20 protein-coding genes are annotated in these 18,502 nt (G+C 71.4%); 8 read left to right on the top strand and 12 right to left on the bottom strand.

Annotated features, from left to right (window positions below):
* Nucleotides 1-3: 3 nt before the first annotated feature.
* On the bottom strand, nucleotides 4-711 hold the full coding sequence (locus ACFVTX_RS07815) for an ABC transporter permease (RefSeq protein WP_386899027.1): 708 nt from the start codon (nucleotides 709-711) through the stop codon (nucleotides 4-6).
* A gap of 44 nt (nucleotides 712-755) precedes the next feature.
* A complete protein-coding gene (locus ACFVTX_RS07810) occupies nucleotides 756-1,673 on the bottom strand; it encodes an ABC transporter ATP-binding protein (RefSeq protein WP_386899026.1) in 918 nt (305 codons plus the stop codon).
* A gap of 225 nt (nucleotides 1,674-1,898) precedes the next feature.
* Here ACFVTX_RS07810 and ACFVTX_RS07805 point away from each other — a divergent pair, with 225 nt between their 5' ends.
* Nucleotides 1,899-4,007, top strand: coding sequence for a discoidin domain-containing protein (locus ACFVTX_RS07805; RefSeq protein ID WP_386899025.1), 2,109 nt, complete (start codon nucleotides 1,899-1,901; stop codon nucleotides 4,005-4,007).
* Between the two features lie 114 nt (nucleotides 4,008-4,121).
* Nucleotides 4,122-5,390, top strand: coding sequence for a glycosyltransferase (locus tag ACFVTX_RS07800; RefSeq protein ID WP_386899024.1), 1,269 nt, complete (start codon nucleotides 4,122-4,124; stop codon nucleotides 5,388-5,390).
* Here ACFVTX_RS07800 and ACFVTX_RS07795 read toward each other — a convergent pair.
* From ACFVTX_RS07795 to ACFVTX_RS07785, 3 genes are all read right to left on the bottom strand, one after another.
* Nucleotides 5,365-5,697 carry an ArsR/SmtB family transcription factor gene (locus ACFVTX_RS07795; protein WP_386899023.1) on the bottom strand — a complete coding sequence of 111 codons (333 nt, stop codon included), beginning with the start codon at nucleotides 5,695-5,697 and terminating at the stop codon, nucleotides 5,365-5,367. The genes ACFVTX_RS07800 and ACFVTX_RS07795 overlap by 26 nt on opposite strands.
* Complete coding sequence (locus tag ACFVTX_RS07790; protein WP_386899022.1) at nucleotides 5,694-6,176, bottom strand: SRPBCC domain-containing protein; 483 nt, start codon at nucleotides 6,174-6,176, stop codon at nucleotides 5,694-5,696. The genes ACFVTX_RS07795 and ACFVTX_RS07790 overlap by 4 nt, the downstream gene beginning before the upstream one ends.
* A 130-nt stretch (nucleotides 6,177-6,306) precedes the next feature.
* Nucleotides 6,307-7,314, bottom strand: coding sequence for an NAD(P)-dependent alcohol dehydrogenase (locus tag ACFVTX_RS07785; protein WP_386899021.1), 1,008 nt, complete (start codon nucleotides 7,312-7,314; stop codon nucleotides 6,307-6,309).
* 100 nt (nucleotides 7,315-7,414) lie between these two features.
* On the opposite strand from ACFVTX_RS07785, the gene ACFVTX_RS07780 reads away from it, so the two are divergent.
* Together ACFVTX_RS07780 and ACFVTX_RS07775 are read left to right on the top strand one after the other, a co-directional pair.
* Nucleotides 7,415-8,104 carry a TetR/AcrR family transcriptional regulator gene (locus ACFVTX_RS07780; RefSeq protein ID WP_386899020.1) on the top strand — a complete coding sequence of 230 codons (690 nt, stop codon included), beginning with the start codon at nucleotides 7,415-7,417 and terminating at the stop codon, nucleotides 8,102-8,104.
* Nucleotides 8,101-8,796, top strand: coding sequence for a hypothetical protein (locus ACFVTX_RS07775; protein ID WP_386899019.1), 696 nt, complete (start codon nucleotides 8,101-8,103; stop codon nucleotides 8,794-8,796). Before ACFVTX_RS07780 ends, ACFVTX_RS07775 begins: the two co-directional genes overlap by 4 nt.
* A 101-nt stretch (nucleotides 8,797-8,897) precedes the next feature.
* Here ACFVTX_RS07775 and ACFVTX_RS07770 read toward each other — a convergent pair whose 3' ends face one another.
* From ACFVTX_RS07770 to lysA, 4 genes are all read right to left on the bottom strand, one after another.
* Nucleotides 8,898-9,734 carry an amino acid ABC transporter ATP-binding protein gene (locus ACFVTX_RS07770; protein ID WP_386899018.1) on the bottom strand — a complete coding sequence of 279 codons (837 nt, stop codon included), beginning with the start codon at nucleotides 9,732-9,734 and terminating at the stop codon, nucleotides 8,898-8,900.
* Nucleotides 9,731-10,717 (bottom strand): amino acid ABC transporter permease, encoded by a 987-nt coding sequence (locus tag ACFVTX_RS07765; RefSeq protein ID WP_386899017.1) that lies wholly within the window; start codon nucleotides 10,715-10,717, stop codon nucleotides 9,731-9,733. Before ACFVTX_RS07765 ends, ACFVTX_RS07770 begins: the two co-directional genes overlap by 4 nt.
* On the bottom strand, nucleotides 10,714-11,649 hold the full coding sequence (locus tag ACFVTX_RS07760; protein WP_386899016.1) for an ABC transporter substrate-binding protein: 936 nt from the start codon (nucleotides 11,647-11,649) through the stop codon (nucleotides 10,714-10,716). Before ACFVTX_RS07760 ends, ACFVTX_RS07765 begins: the two co-directional genes overlap by 4 nt.
* Nucleotides 11,650-11,733: 84 nt before the next feature.
* Nucleotides 11,734-13,050, bottom strand: coding sequence for a diaminopimelate decarboxylase (gene lysA / locus ACFVTX_RS07755; protein WP_386899015.1), 1,317 nt, complete (start codon nucleotides 13,048-13,050; stop codon nucleotides 11,734-11,736).
* Nucleotides 13,051-13,148: 98 nt separating this feature from the next.
* Here lysA and ACFVTX_RS07750 point away from each other — a divergent pair, with 98 nt between their 5' ends.
* Nucleotides 13,149-14,768: a PucR family transcriptional regulator gene (locus ACFVTX_RS07750; protein ID WP_386899014.1), complete on the top strand. Its 1,620-nt coding sequence runs from the start codon at nucleotides 13,149-13,151 to the stop codon at nucleotides 14,766-14,768.
* Nucleotides 14,769-14,812: 44 nt separating this feature from the next.
* Here ACFVTX_RS07750 and ACFVTX_RS07745 read toward each other — a convergent pair whose 3' ends face one another.
* Complete coding sequence (locus ACFVTX_RS07745; RefSeq protein WP_386899013.1) at nucleotides 14,813-15,313, bottom strand: FBP domain-containing protein; 501 nt, start codon at nucleotides 15,311-15,313, stop codon at nucleotides 14,813-14,815.
* 309 nt (nucleotides 15,314-15,622) lie between these two features.
* On the opposite strand from ACFVTX_RS07745, the gene ACFVTX_RS07740 reads away from it, so the two are divergent.
* The 3 genes from ACFVTX_RS07740 (at nucleotide 15,623) to ACFVTX_RS07730 (ending at nucleotide 17,516) form a co-directional block, all read left to right on the top strand.
* Nucleotides 15,623-16,090 (top strand): VOC family protein, encoded by a 468-nt coding sequence (locus tag ACFVTX_RS07740; protein ID WP_386899012.1) that lies wholly within the window; start codon nucleotides 15,623-15,625, stop codon nucleotides 16,088-16,090.
* A gap of 35 nt (nucleotides 16,091-16,125) precedes the next feature.
* Nucleotides 16,126-16,500 carry a hypothetical protein gene (locus ACFVTX_RS07735; protein WP_386899011.1) on the top strand — a complete coding sequence of 125 codons (375 nt, stop codon included), beginning with the start codon at nucleotides 16,126-16,128 and terminating at the stop codon, nucleotides 16,498-16,500.
* A 77-nt stretch (nucleotides 16,501-16,577) separates the two neighbouring features.
* Nucleotides 16,578-17,516: a DUF1254 domain-containing protein gene (locus ACFVTX_RS07730; protein WP_386899010.1), complete on the top strand. Its 939-nt coding sequence runs from the start codon at nucleotides 16,578-16,580 to the stop codon at nucleotides 17,514-17,516.
* A 19-nt stretch (nucleotides 17,517-17,535) separates the two neighbouring features.
* Here ACFVTX_RS07730 and ACFVTX_RS07725 read toward each other — a convergent pair whose 3' ends face one another.
* Complete coding sequence (locus tag ACFVTX_RS07725; RefSeq protein ID WP_386899009.1) at nucleotides 17,536-18,024, bottom strand: GNAT family N-acetyltransferase; 489 nt, start codon at nucleotides 18,022-18,024, stop codon at nucleotides 17,536-17,538.
* A 17-nt stretch (nucleotides 18,025-18,041) separates the two neighbouring features.
* Nucleotides 18,042-18,434: a cupin domain-containing protein gene (locus ACFVTX_RS07720; protein ID WP_386899008.1), complete on the bottom strand. Its 393-nt coding sequence runs from the start codon at nucleotides 18,432-18,434 to the stop codon at nucleotides 18,042-18,044.
* Nucleotides 18,435-18,502: the final 68 nt, after the last annotated feature.

Below are 18,502 nucleotides of genomic sequence, written 5' to 3'. Positions count from 1 at the left end.
GCGTCACTCCCAGCGGAAGAACCTGGCCGCCGCGAGGCTGACCACGACGGCGTACGCGGCCATCACGCCGAGCAGCACCGGGTCGGCGGCGCCGCCCACCCAGACCTCGGACATCGTCTGGCGGAAAGCGCCGAGCGGGGTGAACTCCCCGATCGTCACCAAGATATCGGGCATCTGACCGGCGGGCTGGATGAGTCCGGCGAGGTAGGCCATCGGGAAGTACAGCAGCACGCCGATCCCGTTCGCCGCACGACCGCTCGGTGCGAGCGCGGCGATGAGCAGTCCGACCGCGAACATCGCGGCGGTGCCGAGCACGAACGCGGCCGCGAAGCCGAGCGGGTCGGCCGGCGCCGCGGCGCCGAGCACGAGCACGGCGACGACGACGAGCGCGGTGCAGCTGGCGAGGGCGAGCACGAACTGCAGCAGAAGCTGCACGACGAGCAGGCTCATCGGCTCGACCGGCGTCGTCGACATGCGTCGGAGGATGCCCTTCTCACGGTATCCGGCGAGCGCGGTGGGCATGAGGTAGAGGCCGACGAGGCCGATGGCGATCGCGATGGCCATCGGCAGGAGCGTGGTGTCGCCCGGGCCGATCGAGCCGCCGAACACGATCAGGATGAACATCGGGATCAGCACGGTGAACAGCGAACCCGGTTCGCGGACGAGCAGCTTCGATTCGACGACGGTGAGCTTGACGGTCGCGGCGGCCATGTGAGTCTCCTTGGTAGGTCGGGGTGGTCGTGGATGGTGCGGGCTCAGCGCTCGAACGCGCGCCCGGTGAGTGCGACGAAGGCGTCGTCGAGCGTGCGCTTGTCGATCCGCAGGTCCGAGGCGAGCACGTGGTTGCGCGCGAGCATCGACGTCACCGCGGTCGCGAAGTCGCCGCGCCCGGTGACGGACACCTGGGGTCCCTTTGCGGTGACCGACGTCACGCCGGGCAGGGACTCGATCATCGGGAACAGTCCGGCCGCGACCTCCCCCGCGATCGTGAAGTGCATCGCGTGGTCGGCGTCGACCCGGTCGATGAGCCCCGCAGGCGAGTCGATCGCTGCGATGCGGCCGTGGCTGAACACCGCGACGCGGTCGCAGAGCGCCTCGACCTCGTCCATGAAGTGGCTCACGAGCACCACGGTGACGCCGGTGTCGCGCATCTGCCCGATGAGCTCCCAGGTCGCCTTGCGCGCCTGGGGGTCGAGGCCGGTCGTGAGCTCGTCGAGGAAGGCGACGCGCGGACGTCCGACGAGGGCGAGCGCGATGATGAGCCGCTGCTTCTGTCCGCCCGAGAGCTTCGCGAACCGGGTGTTGCGCTGCTCGGCCAGCCCCCATTCGTCGAGCAGCTCCCGCCAGTCGCGGGGGTCCGCGTAGAACGAGGCGTAGAGGTCGAGCGCCTCCCAGACCTTGAGGTTCTCGGGCAGCTCGGTGTGCTGCAGCTGCACGCCGATCACCTCGTGCAGCTCGCGGCGGTCGCGGACGGGGTCGAGTCCGAGCACGCGGACCGTCCCGCCGTCGGCGCGGCGCAGGCCCTCGATGATCTCGACCGTCGTGGTCTTGCCGGTGCCGTTCGGGCCGAGGATCCCGAAGATCTCGCCCTCCTCGACCGAGAACGAGATCCCGTCGAGCACGGTGCGTGCGCCGTAGCGCTTGGTGAGGTCGATGACGTCGATGACTGGCATGACTCGAGCCTCGCCGCATCGCGCCCGACGGACATCGGCCGGCCGGCCGGACCTCACTGGGTGCGCGGTGGATCCGCGAATCAACCGTTCGGTGGATTGCGATGCGGATGCGCCGCGCGCGGCGGGCCGGGAAGGCCTGCTCGGGACATCCGGTTCGTCTGGGGCGCTTGACTGGGACGCTCGTCCCACAATACGCTGCGAGCCATCGAGCAAGGAGGCTCAGACATGGCGCACCACGATCACTCGAGATCCGCCGCTACACCGCTCGCCGACCGTCGGCGACCCCGCTCCACTCGCTCCACTTCCACCCGCATCCGCGCACTCCTCGGCATCGCCGCGGTCGGCGCACTGCTCGCGACGATCCCCGTCGCGAGCGCGAGCGCCGCCCCCACCGACTGGTGGGACGCTCCGAACCGCCCCGCCGTCGAGGTCGAGCTCAACGTCACGGGCGCGCCGATCACCGGCGACGTCGACGAGGAGGTGAGTGGCTTCATCGACTCGCACACGCACCTCAACTCGAACGAGGGCTTCGGCGGGCGCATGATCTGCGGCGCCCCGTTCTCGCCGAACGGCGTCGCCGACGCCCTGAAGGACTGCCCCGAGCACTACCCCGACGGCAGCGGCGCGCTCTTCGAGATGCTGACGAGCGACCCCGACGGCAAGCACGACCCGGTCGGCTGGCCGACGTTCCAGGACTGGCCGAAGACCACCTCGATGAGCCACCAGGCCTCGTACTACGCCTGGGTCGAGCGTTCGTGGCGCGCAGGCCAGCGCGTGCTCGTCAACGACCTCGTCACGAACGGCGTGATCTGCTCGCTGCCGATCATGCCGAAGGACCGCTCGTGCGACGAGATGACCGCGATCCGCCTCGAGGCGCAGAAGGTGCGCGAGATGGAGTCGTACATCGACGGCATCTACGGCGGGCCGGGCAAGGGCTTCTTCCGCATCGTCACCACGCCCGAACAGGCGCGGCAGGTGATCGCCGACGGCAAGCTCGCCGTCGTGCTCGGCGTCGAGACGAGCGAGCCGTTCGGCTGCAAGATGATCCTCGACGTCGCGCAGTGCTCGAAGGCCGACATCGACCGCGGGCTCGACGAGTTCGAGGCGATGGGCGTGTCGAGCATGTTCCTCTGCCACAAGTTCGACAACGCCCTCTGCGGGGTGCGCTTCGACACCGGCACGCAGGGCACGATCATCAACGTCGGCCAGTTCTACTCGACCGGCACCTACTGGCAGACGGAGGCCTGCACGGGCGCGCAGCACGACAACCCCATCGGCAACGCCGAGGTGCCCGAGCAGCTGCCCGGCGCCGACCCGCCCACCTACCCCTCCGGCGCGCAGTGCAACACCCGCGGGCTCACCTCGCTCGGCGAGTACGCCCTCAAGGCGGCGATGTCGCGCGGCATGATGATCGAACTCGACCACATGAGCGTGAAGGCCGCGGGCCGCGCCCTCGACCTCCTCGAGGCCGAGGACTACCCGGGCGTGCTGTCGAGCCACAGCTGGATGGACTCGAACTGGTCGGAGCGCCTCTACCGCCTCGGCGGGTTCAAGACCGGCTACCCGCACGACGCCGCCGGGTTCATCGGCGAGTGGCGGGCGACCGCCGCGCTGCGCCAGCAGTACGGCAAGGGCTACGGGTTCGGCCTCGACTTCAACGGCGTCGGCAGCCACCCGGCCGGCGGCACCGCCCCGGTCGCGGTGAGCTACCCGTTCACGGCCGCCGACGGCAGCACCGTCGTCGACCGGCAGGTCAGCGGCGAGCGCACCTTCGACATCAACACCGACGGTTTCGCGCACGCCGGCCTCACCCCCGACTACATCGAGCAGCTGCGGCTCGCGGGCGGCGGCGACGAACTCGTCGACGACCTGATGTCGGGTGCCGAGTCGTACCTGCAGACGTGGGAGGCGACGCGCGGCCACGAGAGCGGGCAGAACCTCGCGACCGGCAAGGCGGCGTCGTCGAGCTCGAACGAGTGGAACCCGTTCACGAGTTACGCCGCGTCGCGCGCGGTCGACGGCGCGACGAACACCCGGTGGGCGAGCGGCAACTGGGGCACGAGCCCGCAGTGGCTGCAGGTCGACCTGGGCGAGTCGCAGCCCGTCAGCCGGGTGACCGTGTCGTGGGAGCGTTCGGCGGCGAAGGCCTACGAGGTGCAGCTCTCCGACGACGGGCAGACCTGGCGTTCGGTGTGGGCGACGACGACGGGCGACGGCGGGCTCGACACCGCCGCGTTCGACGCGACGAGCGCCCGCTACGTGCGCGTGCACTGCACCGATCGCACCACGAAGTACGGGTACTCGATCTGGGAGCTCGGCGTCTACGGCAGCTGAGCGATGAGGCGACGCGGGCCCGGCGACCTCGGTCGTCGGGCCTTCGTCGTGCGCGGCGCCGATTCAGCGCCAGCGCGGATGCCACGGGCCCGCCGCCGTCCCTACTCTGACGTCATGCGCAGCCCCCTGCACCGCTACCTCTTCGCGCTCGCCGACGGCGGCGGCACCGTGCCGGCCGAGCTCGGCGTCGTACGCCGCCTCGTGGCGCGCGGGCATCACGTCAGTGCCCTCGTCGACGCGTCGATGGCCGATGAGGCACGGGTGGCGGGCGCTTCGGTGCACGTCTGGAGCACCCGCCCGGGCGAGGACTTCCGCGACTGGGCGATCCGCAATCCGCTCGAGCTCGCGAAGAGCATGTCGGAGCACTACCTCGCGGGGCCGGCGCGCGGGCATGCGGCCGACACCCTGACGGCGGTCGACGCGACACGGCCCGACCTCGTCGTCGCGACGTTCTTCACCCTGGGGGCGATGATCGCCGCCGAGGCGCGCGAGCTCCCGTTCGACGTGCTCATGCCGAACGTGTACATCGCCCCGGTGCCCGGGAGGCCGCCGGGCGGCGCGGGGATGACCCCGATGCGTGGACCGGTGGGGGTGATGCGCGATCGCATGGCGGGTTCGGCCGCGACGCGCCTGCTCGACCGGCACACCGTCGAACCGCTCAACGCGGTGCGCGCGAAGCACGGACTCGGCCCCATCGAGCACGTGTGGCAGCAGATCCATCACGCCCGGCGCGAGCTCGTGCTCACGACGGCCGAGTTCGAGTTCGCCGGGGAGTATCCGCCGAACGTGCGCTTCGTCGGGCCGATCCTCGACGACCCCGGGTGGGCGGCGATGTCGACGTTCGTCGAGCCTGCGGGCGACGGCCCGCTCGTCCTCGTGGCGATGTCGTCGACGTTCCAGAACCACGCGGACTGCCTGCAGCGCATCGCCGACGCACTCGGCACGCTGCCGGTGCGGGGGCTCGTCACGACGGGTCCCGCGATCCCGCCCGAGCTCATCGAGGCGCCCGAGAACGTCGTCGTCGTGGCATCCGCACCCCATGTCGAGGCGATGCGGCACGCGAGCCTCGTCGTGACGCACGGCGGGCACGGCACGGTGATGAAGGCGCTCGCGGCGGGCCTGCCGCTCGTCGTGCTGCATCACGGGCGCGATCAGGCCGACAACGCGGTGCGCGTGACGAAGCGGGGCGCGGGCGTCGCGGTGCCGCGGCGCGCGCAGGCCGACGACATCGCGGCGGCGGTCGAGAAGGTGCTCGGTCGCGAGCAGTACCGGCAGGCGGCGGCGCGACTCGGCGAGGCGATCGAGCGGGATGTCACGGGCACGGCCCTGTTCGACGAGCTCGAGCACCTCGAGCCGGTCACAACCGCTCGGCGATCTCCTTGATCGCGGCGAGGCGGCGCTCCCATTCGCGGCCGACGGCATCGAGCCGTGCGGCGGTCGCGCTGAGTTCGGCGCCGATGACGCGGTAGCGCACTTCGCGGCCGACCCGCACGGGCTCGACGACCCCGACCTCCGCGAGCACGGCGAGGTGCTTCGCGATGGCCTGCCGGGTCACCGGCAGCCGTTCGGCGAGGGCGGAGGCCGAGGCCTCGCCCTCGCCGAGCGCCTCGAGGATGCTCCAACGGGTCTCGTCGCCCAGGGCGGCGAACACGGTGACCAGCGCCTCGGAGCTCATCGCGGCTGCGCTCATGCGCCGCGCTCGAGGAGGGCGACGAGCTTGTCGAGCTCGGAGACCCAGCCCTCGGCGTGGTCGGCCATGTTGGCGACGGGGTCGCTCGTGCGGTCGAATCCCGTCTCGACGACGGTGAGCTCGGTGCCGCCCTCGACCTCGTCGAGCGTGAAGGTGAAGACGGTCGTCGTCGCCTCGTCGATCGGGCCGCCTTCGCGGCGGACCGCGTCGTCGTTGCCCCAGCGGTACGAGACTGAGCGGGGCGCGTCGATCGCCTCGACGCGCAGCGGGATGACGCCGTAGCCCTCGAAGGTCATCGTGCCGGCGGCGCCCGCACCGGTGCCGTCGAGCACCGTCTGCCCGAACCACTGCGAGATGTGCTCGGGTTCGGTGACGGCGCGCCACACCTTCTCGAGGGGGGCGGCGATGCGGATCGTCCGCCGCACCGAGAAGGTGCCCTCGTCGATGACGGATGCCTCGTTGTCGGTCATGTTCACCATGATGCTTCCTCTTCGTTCGGATGTCGTGCCGTTGCGACGGCCGGTTGCGACGGCCGGTCGACCATCTGCAACTCAAGAGTTGCATTAACTCCGAGACATTGCAACCGATGGGTTGCAATTTGCGCGACGATCATCCGAGGCGCAGCACCGCGCTCCCCCGCTTGTGCCCGCCGTCGACGAGCCGGTGGGCCTCGACGACCTCGTCGAACGCGAAGACGCGGTCGATGACCGGACGCAGCACCCCCGACTCGGCGAGGGCGGCGAGCCGCTCCATGCCCGCGGCATCCATCGCGCCGCCCTCGTGGTCGACGACGAGACCGCGGCGTCGCCCCTGACGCTTCGCGAACAGGAGGCCCCGCAGGTCGAGGATGACGAGCAGCAGCGCGCCGCCCGGGCGCAGCAGGTGCGCGACCCGGGCGAGCGGAGCGTTGCCGACGCACTCGACGATCACGTCGTAGCGGGCGGCCTCACCGGCGGCGAAGTCCTCGCGGGTGTGGTCGATGACGCGCTCGGCCCCGAGCGAGCGCACGAGTTCGGCGTTGCGCCCGCTCGTGACCGCCGTCACCCGCGCGCCGCGCGCCGCGGCGAGCTGCACGACCGCCGTGCCGACCGCACCCGAGGCGCCGTTCACGAGCACCTCGCTGCCTGGCTCGAGCTCGACGCGATCGAGGTAGCGCAGCGCGGTGTGCCCGCCGAAGACGATCGACGCGGCCTCCTCGAACGACAGGTTCCGCGGCTTCGGGGCGACCTGCCCGTCGGCCTCGATCGTCACGAACTCGGCATGGCACCCCATGCGCGAGCCCCGCATGAGGATGACCTCGTCGCCGGGCGCGAAACGGTCGACGCCGGCCCCGATCGCTTCGACCACGCCCGCGGCGTCCATGCCGAGCACCCGCCGCCTCGGCCGGAACAGGCCGACGGTCGGCCCGACGAGGAGGCCCAGCCCGGGCGGCAGCCGCCGCGCGCGCAGCCGTTCGTCGGCGACGCTCACGGTGGCGGCGCGCACGCGCACGAGGAGCTCGCCGGGGCCGGGCTCGGGGCGGGGCAGTTCGACGAGCCGGACCACCTCGGGCGGACCGAACCGCTCGATGTGCGCGGCTCGCATGGTGAGCACTCGGGTGGTCGATGCGGTGGACATGCGATGCTCCCTTACGTCGTAAGTCTTACGTCGTAAGATACCCCTCGAGCACCCCCATGTCCAGACCCCCCGAGCAAACCTGACGTTGTACGGTGAGACCATGCCGAGAACCGCCGAGCGCACCCCCCTCAGCCGCGACCGCGTGCTGCAGACCGCGCTCGCCCTCGCCGACCGCGACGGCCTCGACCGCCTCACGATGCGCGCCCTCGCCGACGAGCTCGGCGTCGAGGCGATGTCCCTCTACTACCACCTGCCCAACAAGCCGGCGATCCTCGACGGCCTCATCGAGCAGGTCTTCGCCGAGATCGAGCACGAGATCGGCGGCTTCGCGCCCCCGGCGGCGGATGCCGCGGGCTGGGCCTCGCGGCTCCGCGCACGCATCCTCGGCGCGAGACAGGTGCTGCTGCGGCATCCCTGGGCCCCGGCCCTCATGAACGTGCGCGGCACGCCGGGCCTCACCGCCGTGCGCTACGCCGACGGCGTCGTCGGCATCATGCGCTCGGGCGGGCTCTCGCACGACCTCATCCATCACGGGCTGCACGCGATCGGGAGCCGCATGTACGGCTACGTGCAAGAGCTCAACGACGACAACGCCGCCGAGCCCCCTGCCGACCCCGACCAGTTCGCCGCGCTCGCGCCGCACCTCGCGGCGATGCTCGCCGACGTCGTGCACGACGACCCCGACTCGACGCTCGGCTGGTGCGACGACCAGACCGAGTTCGAGTTCGGCCTCGACCTCCTGCTCGAGGGGCTCGAGCGCCGCCGGCTCGCCGAAGCGGCGGCCGAGTGAGCGACGCGGCCCCCGCGGCGCCCGCAGCGCGCCGCCCCCGCTCGGCATTGAAGCAGCTCCTCTGGGCCATGCTCGCCGTCTTGGTGGGTGTCCCGATCATCCTCTTCGGGTGGATCGGGCTCGTGCTCCTCGGCGACCGACTCGGCTGGGAGCTCACCGCCGACGGCATCTTCGCGTGGATCACCGCGGCGCTCATCGCGTTCCTGCTCTGGCCGCTCGCCGTGTACGGCTCGCACCGTCAGCTCTGGCACCACCGCGGCACCAAGCCGGGCCAGCCGGTGCGCTGGGGCGAGGAGCCGACGGCGCCCGCACCGAAGGTCGAGCTCACCGCCGGCGAGCGCTGGATGCGCGTCGCCGTGCTCGTGATCGGCGCCGCGAGCCTGCTCGCGCTCTGCGGCCCGCAGCCGATCACGCTCGCGGTCCTCCACGCGCTCGACGGCGCGAGCGCGGGCGGCCGGTCGTGGTGGCTCGCGCTGCAGCTCGGCGCGTTCATCGTGATGTTCGCGCTCCTGATGCCGCTCCTCGCGTACGGCGAGCGGTCGCTCGCGGGATTCGAGCGCGACGACCCCGAGCGGGCCCGGCGCGAGGTCGTGCAGCACTGGTACTTCGGCGCCGCGATCGGCTGGGTGATGAGCGCCCTCGTCGGCCTCGTCGTCGCCGAGCTGGTGCTGCGGTACGTGCCCTGGGTGTGAGCGAGGTCTTCCTCGGACACGCCGAGGGCCCCGGGGCCGAAGCCCCGGAGCCCTCGACTCCCCCCATGCGCACTCCCCCGTGCGCGTCTCGTCGGCCGTCGTCAGTGCACGCTCTCCAGGAAGTTGCGCGTGCGCTGCCGCTGCGGCCGGTCGAGCACCTCCTCCGGTGTGCCGGCTTCGACGACGACCCCGCCGTCCATGAACACGACCTGGTCGGCGACGCCGCGGGCGAAGCCGATCTCATGCGTGACGACGATCATCGTCATGCCCTCCTTCGCGAGCGCGCGCATGACGTCGAGCACATCGCCGACGAGCTCGGGGTCGAGTGCCGAGGTCGGCTCGTCGAAGAGCATGAGCTTCGGGTCCATCGCGAGCGCGCGGGCGATCGCGACGCGCTGCTGCTGACCGCCCGAGAGCTGCGACGGGTAGTGCCCTGCGAAGTCGGCGAGGCCGACCCGGTCGAGCAGTTCGAGGGCGCGCGCCTTCGCCTTGGCCCGCGAGACCCCGGCGACGCCGACGGGCGCCTCGACGATGTTCTCGAGCGCCGTCAGGTGCGGGAACAGGTTGAACTTCTGGAACACCATTCCGATGCTGCGCCGCTGCTTCGCGATCTGCTTCGGCGTCATCTCGTGCGTGTTGTGACCCGACTGCCGGTACCCGATGAGTTCGCCGTCGACGAGGATGCGCCCGCCGTCGATCGACTCCAGGTGGTTGACGCAGCGCAGCAGCGTCGACTTGCCCGAGCCCGACGGGCCGAGCAGCACGGTCACCGTGCCCTCCGGCACCGCGAGCGACACGTCGCGCAGCACCTGGTGGGCGCCGAAGCTCTTGCGCACCCGGCGGATCTCCACGAGCGGACGGCGTGCGTCCGCGGCATCCGTCGCGCCCGCGACCTCGGCGGCGGCCGCCTGCCCTGCGGTGTTCATGATGGTGCTCATACGGCGCTGACCGCCTTCGTCTCGGGCGCGGGCTCGACGGCCCGGCGCGTGGTGAACGCCGCACGCAGCCGCTGCAACGGGGTGGGCGGCAGGCTGCGGCTCGAGCCGCGCCCGAACCGGCGTTCGAGGTAGTACTGCGGGATCGACAGGATGCTCGTCATGAGCAGGTACCAGAGGCTCGCGACGATGAGGAGCTCGACCTGCTTGAGGTTCTGCGAGGAGATCACGGTCGCCTGCGTGTAGATCTCGAGCACCGCGATCACCGAGAGCAGCGAGGTGTTCTTCAGCATCGAGATCGTCTCGTTGCCCATCGGCGGGATGATGACGCGCATCGCCTGCGGCAGCAGCACCCGGCGGAAGGTGTAGAGCGGCGACATGCCGAGCGAGTAGGCCGCCTCGCGCTGCCCTTCGTCGACCGAGATCATGCCCGCCCGCACGATCTCCGAGGAGTACGCCGCCTGGTTGAGGGTGAGCGCGAGCAGGCCCGCGACCATCGCCGTGATGAGCACGTTCGTGTCGATCTGCCAGAACACGATGTCGGTGAAGGGGATGCCGATGGAGAGCTTCTCGTAGAGCAGCCCGAGGTATCCCCACAGCACGATCTGCACCAGCAGCGGCGTGCCGCGGAACGCCCACACGTAGAACCACGCGACGCTCGAGAGCACGGGGTTCGACGAGAGCCGCATCGCCGCGATGACGATGGCGAGGAGCGTCGAGACCACCATCGCGATGAGGGTGATCACGAGCGTGAGCACGACGCCGTCGAGGATGCGCGGGTCGACCAGGAACTGCCCGATCGCCGCGAAGTCGATGTTGGGGTTCGTCAGCACCGACTGCACGAAGGCGACGACGACGAGGAGCACCGCGGCGGCGCCGATCCACCGCCACGGACGGCGCAGCGGGATCGCCCGCACGTCGTCGTCCGTGGCATCCGGTGCGAAGGCCGTGCCGGGCTCGACGGGTGCCGGGGCCGTCGTCGTCATTCGGCGGCCCCCCGGTTCACCTCGGCCGACTCGACCGCGTAGGCGGCGATGTTGTTGCGCTCGAGGACCTCCTGGTAGGCGCCCTCGTCGATGAGCGCCTGCAGCGCCTGGCGCACGGCCTCGATGAGCTCGGTCTCGCCCTTGAGGATGCCGATGCCGCTGTAGACCGGGTTGAATCCGGCGGGGTTCTCGGGGTCGCGGACGACGTCGAACGCCTCGCCGTCGTCGGTCGTCGCGGCGACGTACTCGGCGACGACCGCGTCGGCGACGTACGCGTCGCTCTTGCCCGCGCGCAGCGCGGTCTGCGCGTCGAGGTCGCTCGGCAGCTCGGTGACGGCGACCGGGTCGCCGTCGCAGTCCATGGCGCGCAGCAGTTCGCCCTGGACGGTCGCCTTCTGCACGGCGACGGTCTTGCCGCAGAGGTCCTGCTGGGTGGTCACGCCGACCTCGTTGCCGGCCTTCACGAGGATCGCGAAGCCGCCGTGCGTGTAGTCGACGAAGCTCACCGTCTCCTGCCGCTCGGGAGTGTCGTTCATGCCGCTCATGATGAGGTCGTTCTTGTTCGCCTGCAGCGACGGGATGACGGAGTCGAACGCCTGCTTGTTGAGCGACACGTCGATGCCGAGCTTCTGGCCGAGCAGGCGCCCGAGCTCGGGATCGAAGCCGATCGCGCGGTTCGTCTCGTCGTACATCGCCATGGGCGGGAACGGGATGTCGAGGGCGATGTCGAGTCGGCCCTTCTCGACGATCTCCTCGGGCAGCAGCGCGGTGAGCTTCGCGCCGACGGTCGTCGAGACCTCGTCGCCGGTCGGCAGCTCGGGGCCCGACGCGGCGGCCGCGCCGGCGCCCGCGCCCGAGCAGCCGGTGAGGGCGAGGGCGAGGGCCGCGGCGACGGCGGTCGTGCCGAGGAGGGTGGTGGTGCGTGCGTTCATCGGAGACTTCCTTGTCGTGGGACGGTGCGGTGGGCGGGTGGGGTGGTCGCGCCGACGGCGCTGGTGAACGGCGGTGCGGATGCCTCAGGCGAACGCGTCGACGGCGGCCATCGCCGGTTCGTGCGTCGCGAGGAGGTCGTCGTAGCTCTCGCGGCGGGCCACGAGCCGGGCGTCGCCCTCGCGGGTGAAGACGATCGCCGGCTTCAGGGCGCCGTTGTAGTTGTTCGACATCGTGTAGGCGTAGGCGCCCGTCGCAGCCATGACGACGAGGTCGCCGACGCGGGCGGCGGGCATGGGGGCGCCGTCGACGAGCAGGTCGCCCGACTCGCACTGGCGGCCGACGAGCTGCACCGTCTCCGTCCAGGGCTCGTGCAGGCGGTCGGCGACGACGGCCTCGTAGCGCTGCTGGGTGAGGGCGATGTCCATCTGGTCGGCGAGGCCGCCGTCGACGGCGACGAAGGTGCGCCCGGTGCGCTTCACGCTCGTGACGCGGTAGAGGGTCACGCCGGCGCGGGCGACGACCGAGCGGCCCGGCTCGATCATGAGCTTCGCCTCGGCGGGCAGGTGGGCGCGGGCGGCGGCGACGATGGCGTCGAGGTAGTCGCCCACCTCGGGCGCGATCTCGTCGTAGGTGTAGGCGATGCCGAGCCCGCCGCCGACGTCGTAGGTGCCGAAGGTGCCGACCCCCGAGATCTTCTCGACGGCCTCGCCGAACTGGGCGACGTCGAGGATCTGCGAGCCGATGTGCAGGTGCACGCCCTCGAAGCGCATGAGCGGGTGCGCCTGCATGCGGGCGATGGCACGGGCGGCCTGGTCGAGGGGCAGCCCGAACTTCGAGTTCTGGCCACCGGTCGCCTGCGAGGCGTGGGTCTTCGCCTCGACGCCGGGGATGACCCGGAGCAGGAGCCGCTGCGGGCGCTCGAGCAGCCGCTCGAGGCGGTCGAGCTCGTCGTCGTTGTCGACGATGATCGCGCCGATGCCGGCGTCGAGCGCCATGCGCAGTTCTGCGTCGGTCTTCGCATTGCCGTGGAAGTAGAGGCGTTCGGGGTCGACCCCCGCGGCGAGCGCGAGCCGCAGTTCGCCGCCGCCGGCGACGTCGACCGCGAGGCCCTCCTCCTGCGCGAGGCGGTACATGCCGACGGCGGGCAGCGACTTCGATGCGAAGAGCACCTCGGAGTTCGGCCAGCGTTCGCGCAGCCCGTCGACGAAGCGGCGGATCTGGCGGCGCAGCCCGGTCTCGTCGTACACGTGCAGCGGGGTGCCGAAGCGTTCGGCGAGCTCGGTGACGGCGACGCCGCTGATCTCGAGCACGCCGTCGGCGTTCGCGGTCGCCTCCTCGGGCAGGATCCGCCAGAGTTCGCCGAGGCGGGTGCCGTCTGGTGCGGGCCGGTCCGTGGTCATCTGTCTCCTCCTCGTGCGCGGCGCCTTCGCCGTCGACGGAGGCCAGCCTAGGAAGATCACGACGGCGTCAGGTTGTCGATCTCGGATAGATTCGGAGGGTGGATGCAGGGATTTCTCCAAGCGGCCCGCTTCGCGCGACCGCCCCGAAGGTGACGCTCGCCGAGCTCGTCGAACAGCTCGGCCCCCGCACGGTCACCTCGATCGGGTCGCCGGGCACGGGCGCCGCGGTCACCGGCACCGAGTTCATCGACATCGTCGACGAGATGACGGATGCCCCGGGCACGCTGCTGCTCGCCCCCTCGACCGCCTCGCTCTCGACGGCGAGGCTCTCGGCGATCGCCGCCGCCGCAGCCGAGCAGGGCGCGGCGGGGCTCGCCCTCAAGTGCAGCGCCGACCGGGTGCCCGCGCTCGCGGCGATCGCCGACGCGACGGGGCTGCCGATCGTGCGCGTCGCCGACCGCATCAGCTGGCGGCTCCTCGACGCGCAGCTCACCCACCTCCTCGGCGAGGCCGACGCCCCGCTCGCCGGCCCGCAGAACCGCGGCGCCGAACCGCTCTTCGCGATCGCGAACGAACTGGCCGAGTTCTTCGGCGGCTCGGTCGCGATCGAAGACCTGAGCCGCAACATCCTCGCCTACTCCTCGGTGCCGGGGCAGCTCATCGACGCGCTCCGCACCCACGGCATCCTCGCCAGGCAGGTGCCCGCCTCCCCCTACAACGACGACCAGTACCGCACCGTGCTGCGCAGCGACCGCCCCATCAAGTACCCGCGCCTCGGCGACGAGGAGCCTCGCGTCGCCTTCGCGATCCGCGCAGGTGCACTGCCGCTCGGCTCGATCTGGGCGATCGACGCCTCGGGCGAAGGGCCGACGACGCCCGAGCAGGAGGAGCGGATCCGGCGGGCGAGCGCCCTCGCCGGCGCGCACCTCCTCGACGACCTGCGCGCGCACGCCACCACGCAGCGCCCCCGCGAAGACCGGCTGCGCACCCTGCTCACTGGCCTCGAGCTCACCGGCACCGAGTTCGCCGAGCTCGGCATCGACGAGGAGCGAGGGGCATCCCTGCTCGCCTTCGAAGCCCGCGGCGCAGGGCCGACGGCGATCGCGCAGCTCCGGTCCACCGTCATCCGCCATCTCGTGCTGAACCGGCCCGACACCGTCGCCGTCGCGCACCGCGAACGCGTGTACGCGCTGTTCGCGGCGGGCTCGGTCGACGAGGCCGTGCGCCTCGCCGAACCCCTGCTGCCGCTCGTCGACCGCCTCGTGGGCGACGGCATCCGCATCGCCGCGGCGGGCCCGGTGCACCGCTCGGGCGAGGTGGCCGGCGCCCGCGACCTCGCCGACCGCCTCCTCGAGACCGCCGCGCGCGCCGCCGACCCGCACGCGCGCCGCATCGTGACCGCGGCGAACCTCAGGTCGCAGCTCGTCGTCGAACGCGCGGCCGAGCTCTTCGCCACCGCGCCCGAACTGCGCGACCCCGCGATCGACGCGCTGCTTACGGCCCGCGGCGAGCACGAGGCATCCGCCGCGATCATCGAGACCGCGCTCACCTGGCTCGAGTGCTTCGGCAACGTCGCGCAGACCGCCGAGCGGCTCGGCGTGCACGAGAACACCGTGCGCCACCGCCTGCGCCGCGCGGGCGAGGCGCACGGCCTCCGCCTCGAGCACCCCGACGACCGCCTCGCGGCGTGGCTGCAACTGCGGGCGGCGGCGCGCTGAACCGAGAACGGCTGAGCGCCCCGCCCGTGCGCCCGGCCCGGCGCTCAGCCCCCGAGCGGTTCCTCGGCGACCTCGCGGATGAAACCGACGACGTGCTCGCGAAGCGCCTCGACGCGACGGTCGCGGGCCGCCTCGACGTCGAATCCGAGATACGCGACCGGCGGTCGCTTGCGCGCGTTCGCCGAGCACTGGAAGTCGGCGCAGACGAGCGTGCCGATCGTGTCGCCCCTGCGCCCGGCGGCTCCGGCCCGACGCGCGACGAAGAACAGGACGTCGTTCGGCAGGTGCACGTCTTCGCACCACGAGCACTGCGGCCTGGAGCGCAGCCGGCCGTCGGCGCGCTTCAGCATGACGCCGACGAGTTCGCCGCCGATCGGGGCCACCACGTAGCCGACGTTCGGCAGCTTGCGGTCGCGCCAGCCGAGGAAGTCGCGGCGATCCCAGTCGAGCCGGGCGAAGTCCGCCGGCAGGCTGAGGGCGGCGCGCTCGCGCACGCTGGCGTTGATGAACGATGCGCGGATCTGCGCGTCGGTGATGGGGAGCATGGAATCTGAACCTGTTCTGTTCGCCGCCGGGATGACGGCACGCTGACGTGGGAGTGACCGGTCGCGGGCGCGACCGACCGCGGCCCGCGGCGTCGATCGCCACCGGCCGAGGGCGGGGTCACCTCATCGCGGCGCACGAAGCGCCCGCGACCCCCTCACGCCCGCGCGGGATCGCGGGCAGGTCGGCATGATTCACAGTGCGGCAGCCTACACGCGGAGGATGCGCTTCCCCCTCGACCGCGCTCCCCCGTCGGCGTATCGTGGCCGCCGAGTCGTGCGACCGGCGCGACCGAACGAGGGGGTTCCACCATGGCCGCACTCGCCGCCATCCAGCCGTGCCTGTGGTTCGACGACCAGGCCCGCGAGGCGATGGAGTACTACGTCTCCGTCTTCCCGGACTCGCGCATCAGGAGCATCACCGAGTACCCCGACGAGTCGCTCGACGAGCACTTCGAAGGCATGCGCAACAAGGTGCTCAACGGCGAGTTCACGCTCAACGGGGTCGACTTCGTCTGCCTCGACGGCGGCCCGCTCTTCACCTTCACCGAGTCGATCTCCTTCCTCGTCTCCTGCGCCGACCAGGCTGAGATCGACCGCTACTGGGCGGCGCTCTCGCACGTGCCGGAGGCCGAGCAGTGCGGCTGGTGCAAGGACCGCTTCGGCCTCAGCTGGCAGATCGTCCCGGCGAACATGGCCGAGCTGACCCGTCGGCCCGAGCAGATCCAGGTGATGATGCAGCAGCACAAGATCGTGATCGCCGAGCTCGAGAACGCGTGATGCGCGCGGCGAGCGGCCGCCGCTAGGCTCGCCGCATGCCCGTCGCCGCGGTCCTCCTGTGCGTGATCCTCGCGCTCCTCGCCGTCTTCCAGCTCGCGCTCGTGTTCGGCGCCCCGATCGGCCGGTTCGCGTGGGGCGGGCAGCACCGGGTGCTCCCCGCGCGCCTCCGCATCGGCAGCGCCGTCTCGGTCGTGATCTACGCCGTCATCGGGGCGTTCGCCCTCGATCGCGCGGAGGTGATCGACGTCGTCCCCGACGCCGTCTCGACGGTCGCGATGTGGATCGTGTTCGGCTACTTCGTGCTCGGCATCGGGCTCAACGCGATCTCGCGCAGCCGCGCCGAGCGGGTCACGATGGTGCCGGTCTGCGCGGTGCTCGCACTGCTGAGCCTCCTCGTCGCGCTCGGCTGAGACGGCGCGGAAGACACGCCACCGACGGTTCACCCCGGCTCCACCATCCGCAGCGTCACCGATGCCATGATCGAACGGTGAGCATTCTCGTCAACGTCGATAACTTCGCCCTCGCTGAGACCCACCGGATGATGCACGATCTCCAGAGAGACGCGGGCGGCGTGAACCGTTTCGTGCACAACCGCGAACCCGCGTCGATCGACAAGCAGACGGTCATCCGCCTGAACCGCGACACGCTGTACAGCTTCGCGGTCGTCGATCTCAGCGCCGGCGCGACGTTCACGATCCCCGAGCACGGCGATCGCTACCTGTCGGCGATGGTCGTCAACGAGCACCACTACGTCGATGCGATCTTCCACGACGCGGGCGAGCACACCCTGTCGGTCGAACAGTTCGGCACTCGATACGTCGTGCTCGCGATGCGCACCCTCGTCGACCCGGCCGATGCCGACGATCTCGCCGAGGTGGTGGCGCTCCAGGACCAGATCCTCCTCGAGGCCGGCTCGTCGGTCCCGTTCGAACAGCCCGACTACGACACGCGCAGCCTCGACGAGACCCGCGACGCGCTGCTCGCGCTCGCCCGCAACCTGAGCGGCTTCGACCGCACGTTCGGCTCGAAGGACGAGGTCGACCCCGTCCGCCACCTCATCGGCACCGCGGCCGGCTGGGGCGGGCTGCCCTCGTCGGAGGCGAGCTACATCGGAGTGGACCCGCGCCTGCCGGTGGGCCGGTACGAGTTGACGGTCGGCGACGTCCCGGTGGACGGGTTCTGGTCGATCTCCGTCTACAACGCGGCCGGGTTCTTCGAACCGAACGAGCGCGGCGCGTACACGATCAACAACATCACCGGCACCCGCAACGACGACGGCACGATCACCGTCAGGTTCGGCGACTACCCCGCCGAGGTGCCGAACGCGATCCCGATCGCCGAAGGGTGGAACTACCTCGTCCGGCTCTACCGTCCGCGCGCCGAGATCGCCGACGGCACGTGGAGCTTCCCGACGCTCGCCGGCTGACGAGCGCCCGCTTCGCGCTTCAGAGGTACTGCTTGAACCCGACGTGGGATGCCTCGAAGCCGAGCCGCTCGTAGAAGCGGTGCGCGTCGTCGCGGCGCGCATCCGAGGTCAGCTGCACGAGTCGCGCACCGTGCAGCCGCGCGTGCTCGACCGCCCAGGCGATCATCTTCGAGCCGATGCCGCCGCCGCGCAGCTCCTCGGCGACCCGCACCGCCTCGATCTGCATGCGCGTCGCGCCCCCGCGCGAGAGCCCGGGGATGAAGGTGAGCTGCATCGTGCCGACGATCCGCCCGTCTTCGGTTTCGAGCGCGACGAGCAGCTGCGCGGCATCCGCGTCGATGGCGTCGAACGCCCGGCGGTACCCGGCGAGCGCGGCGTCGTCGAATGCGAACTCGGCGGCGCGCAGCGAGTCGGCCGCCATGAGGGCGACGAGCGCATCGACGTCGTCTCGGCGAGCGCGCCGAAGGGTGTACGAGGTGTTCGGGGTCGCGATCGTGGTGAGGGTCACCCCACCACGCTCCCACATCACTCGGGTGCGGGCGCGTCGTCGATGATGACGTAGAGCTTGCGCACCGTCTCGTGCACGTCCCAGGTGCCGCGCCAGCCGCTCGGGGTGATGAGCGTGTCGCCGGCGCCGAAGGTCACGGGCTCCTCGCCGTCGACCTCGATCGTCACCCGCCCCGAGAGGAACTGGCACACCTCGGTGTAGCCCTCGCGGGTCGCGGCGAAGCGGCCGGGCGTGCACTCCCAGTAGCCCACGTCGACGCCGGGCACGGCCCACAGTGCGTCGGATGCCTCGAGCACCCCTTCGGTCAGCGCGGTGGGCTTCGGCGTGGCGGGGCCGAGGTCGCGTGCGATCGGGGCGAGCCCCGCGACGGTCGCGACGGGCTGAACGGGCTGGTCGGCCTGGTCGGTCATGGTCTCCTCCTGAGGTGCTGCTGCTTCTGCAGGAAAATCGTCACGATGCCCCCGGATTCAGGGCTGCC

Source organism: Agromyces sp. NPDC058136 (assembly GCF_042884375.1).
Taxonomy (GTDB): Bacteria; Actinomycetota; Actinomycetes; order Actinomycetales; family Microbacteriaceae; genus Agromyces.
The sequence above is the reverse complement of the archived record's forward strand: the minus strand, read 5'-3'. Positions and strand labels throughout refer to the sequence as shown.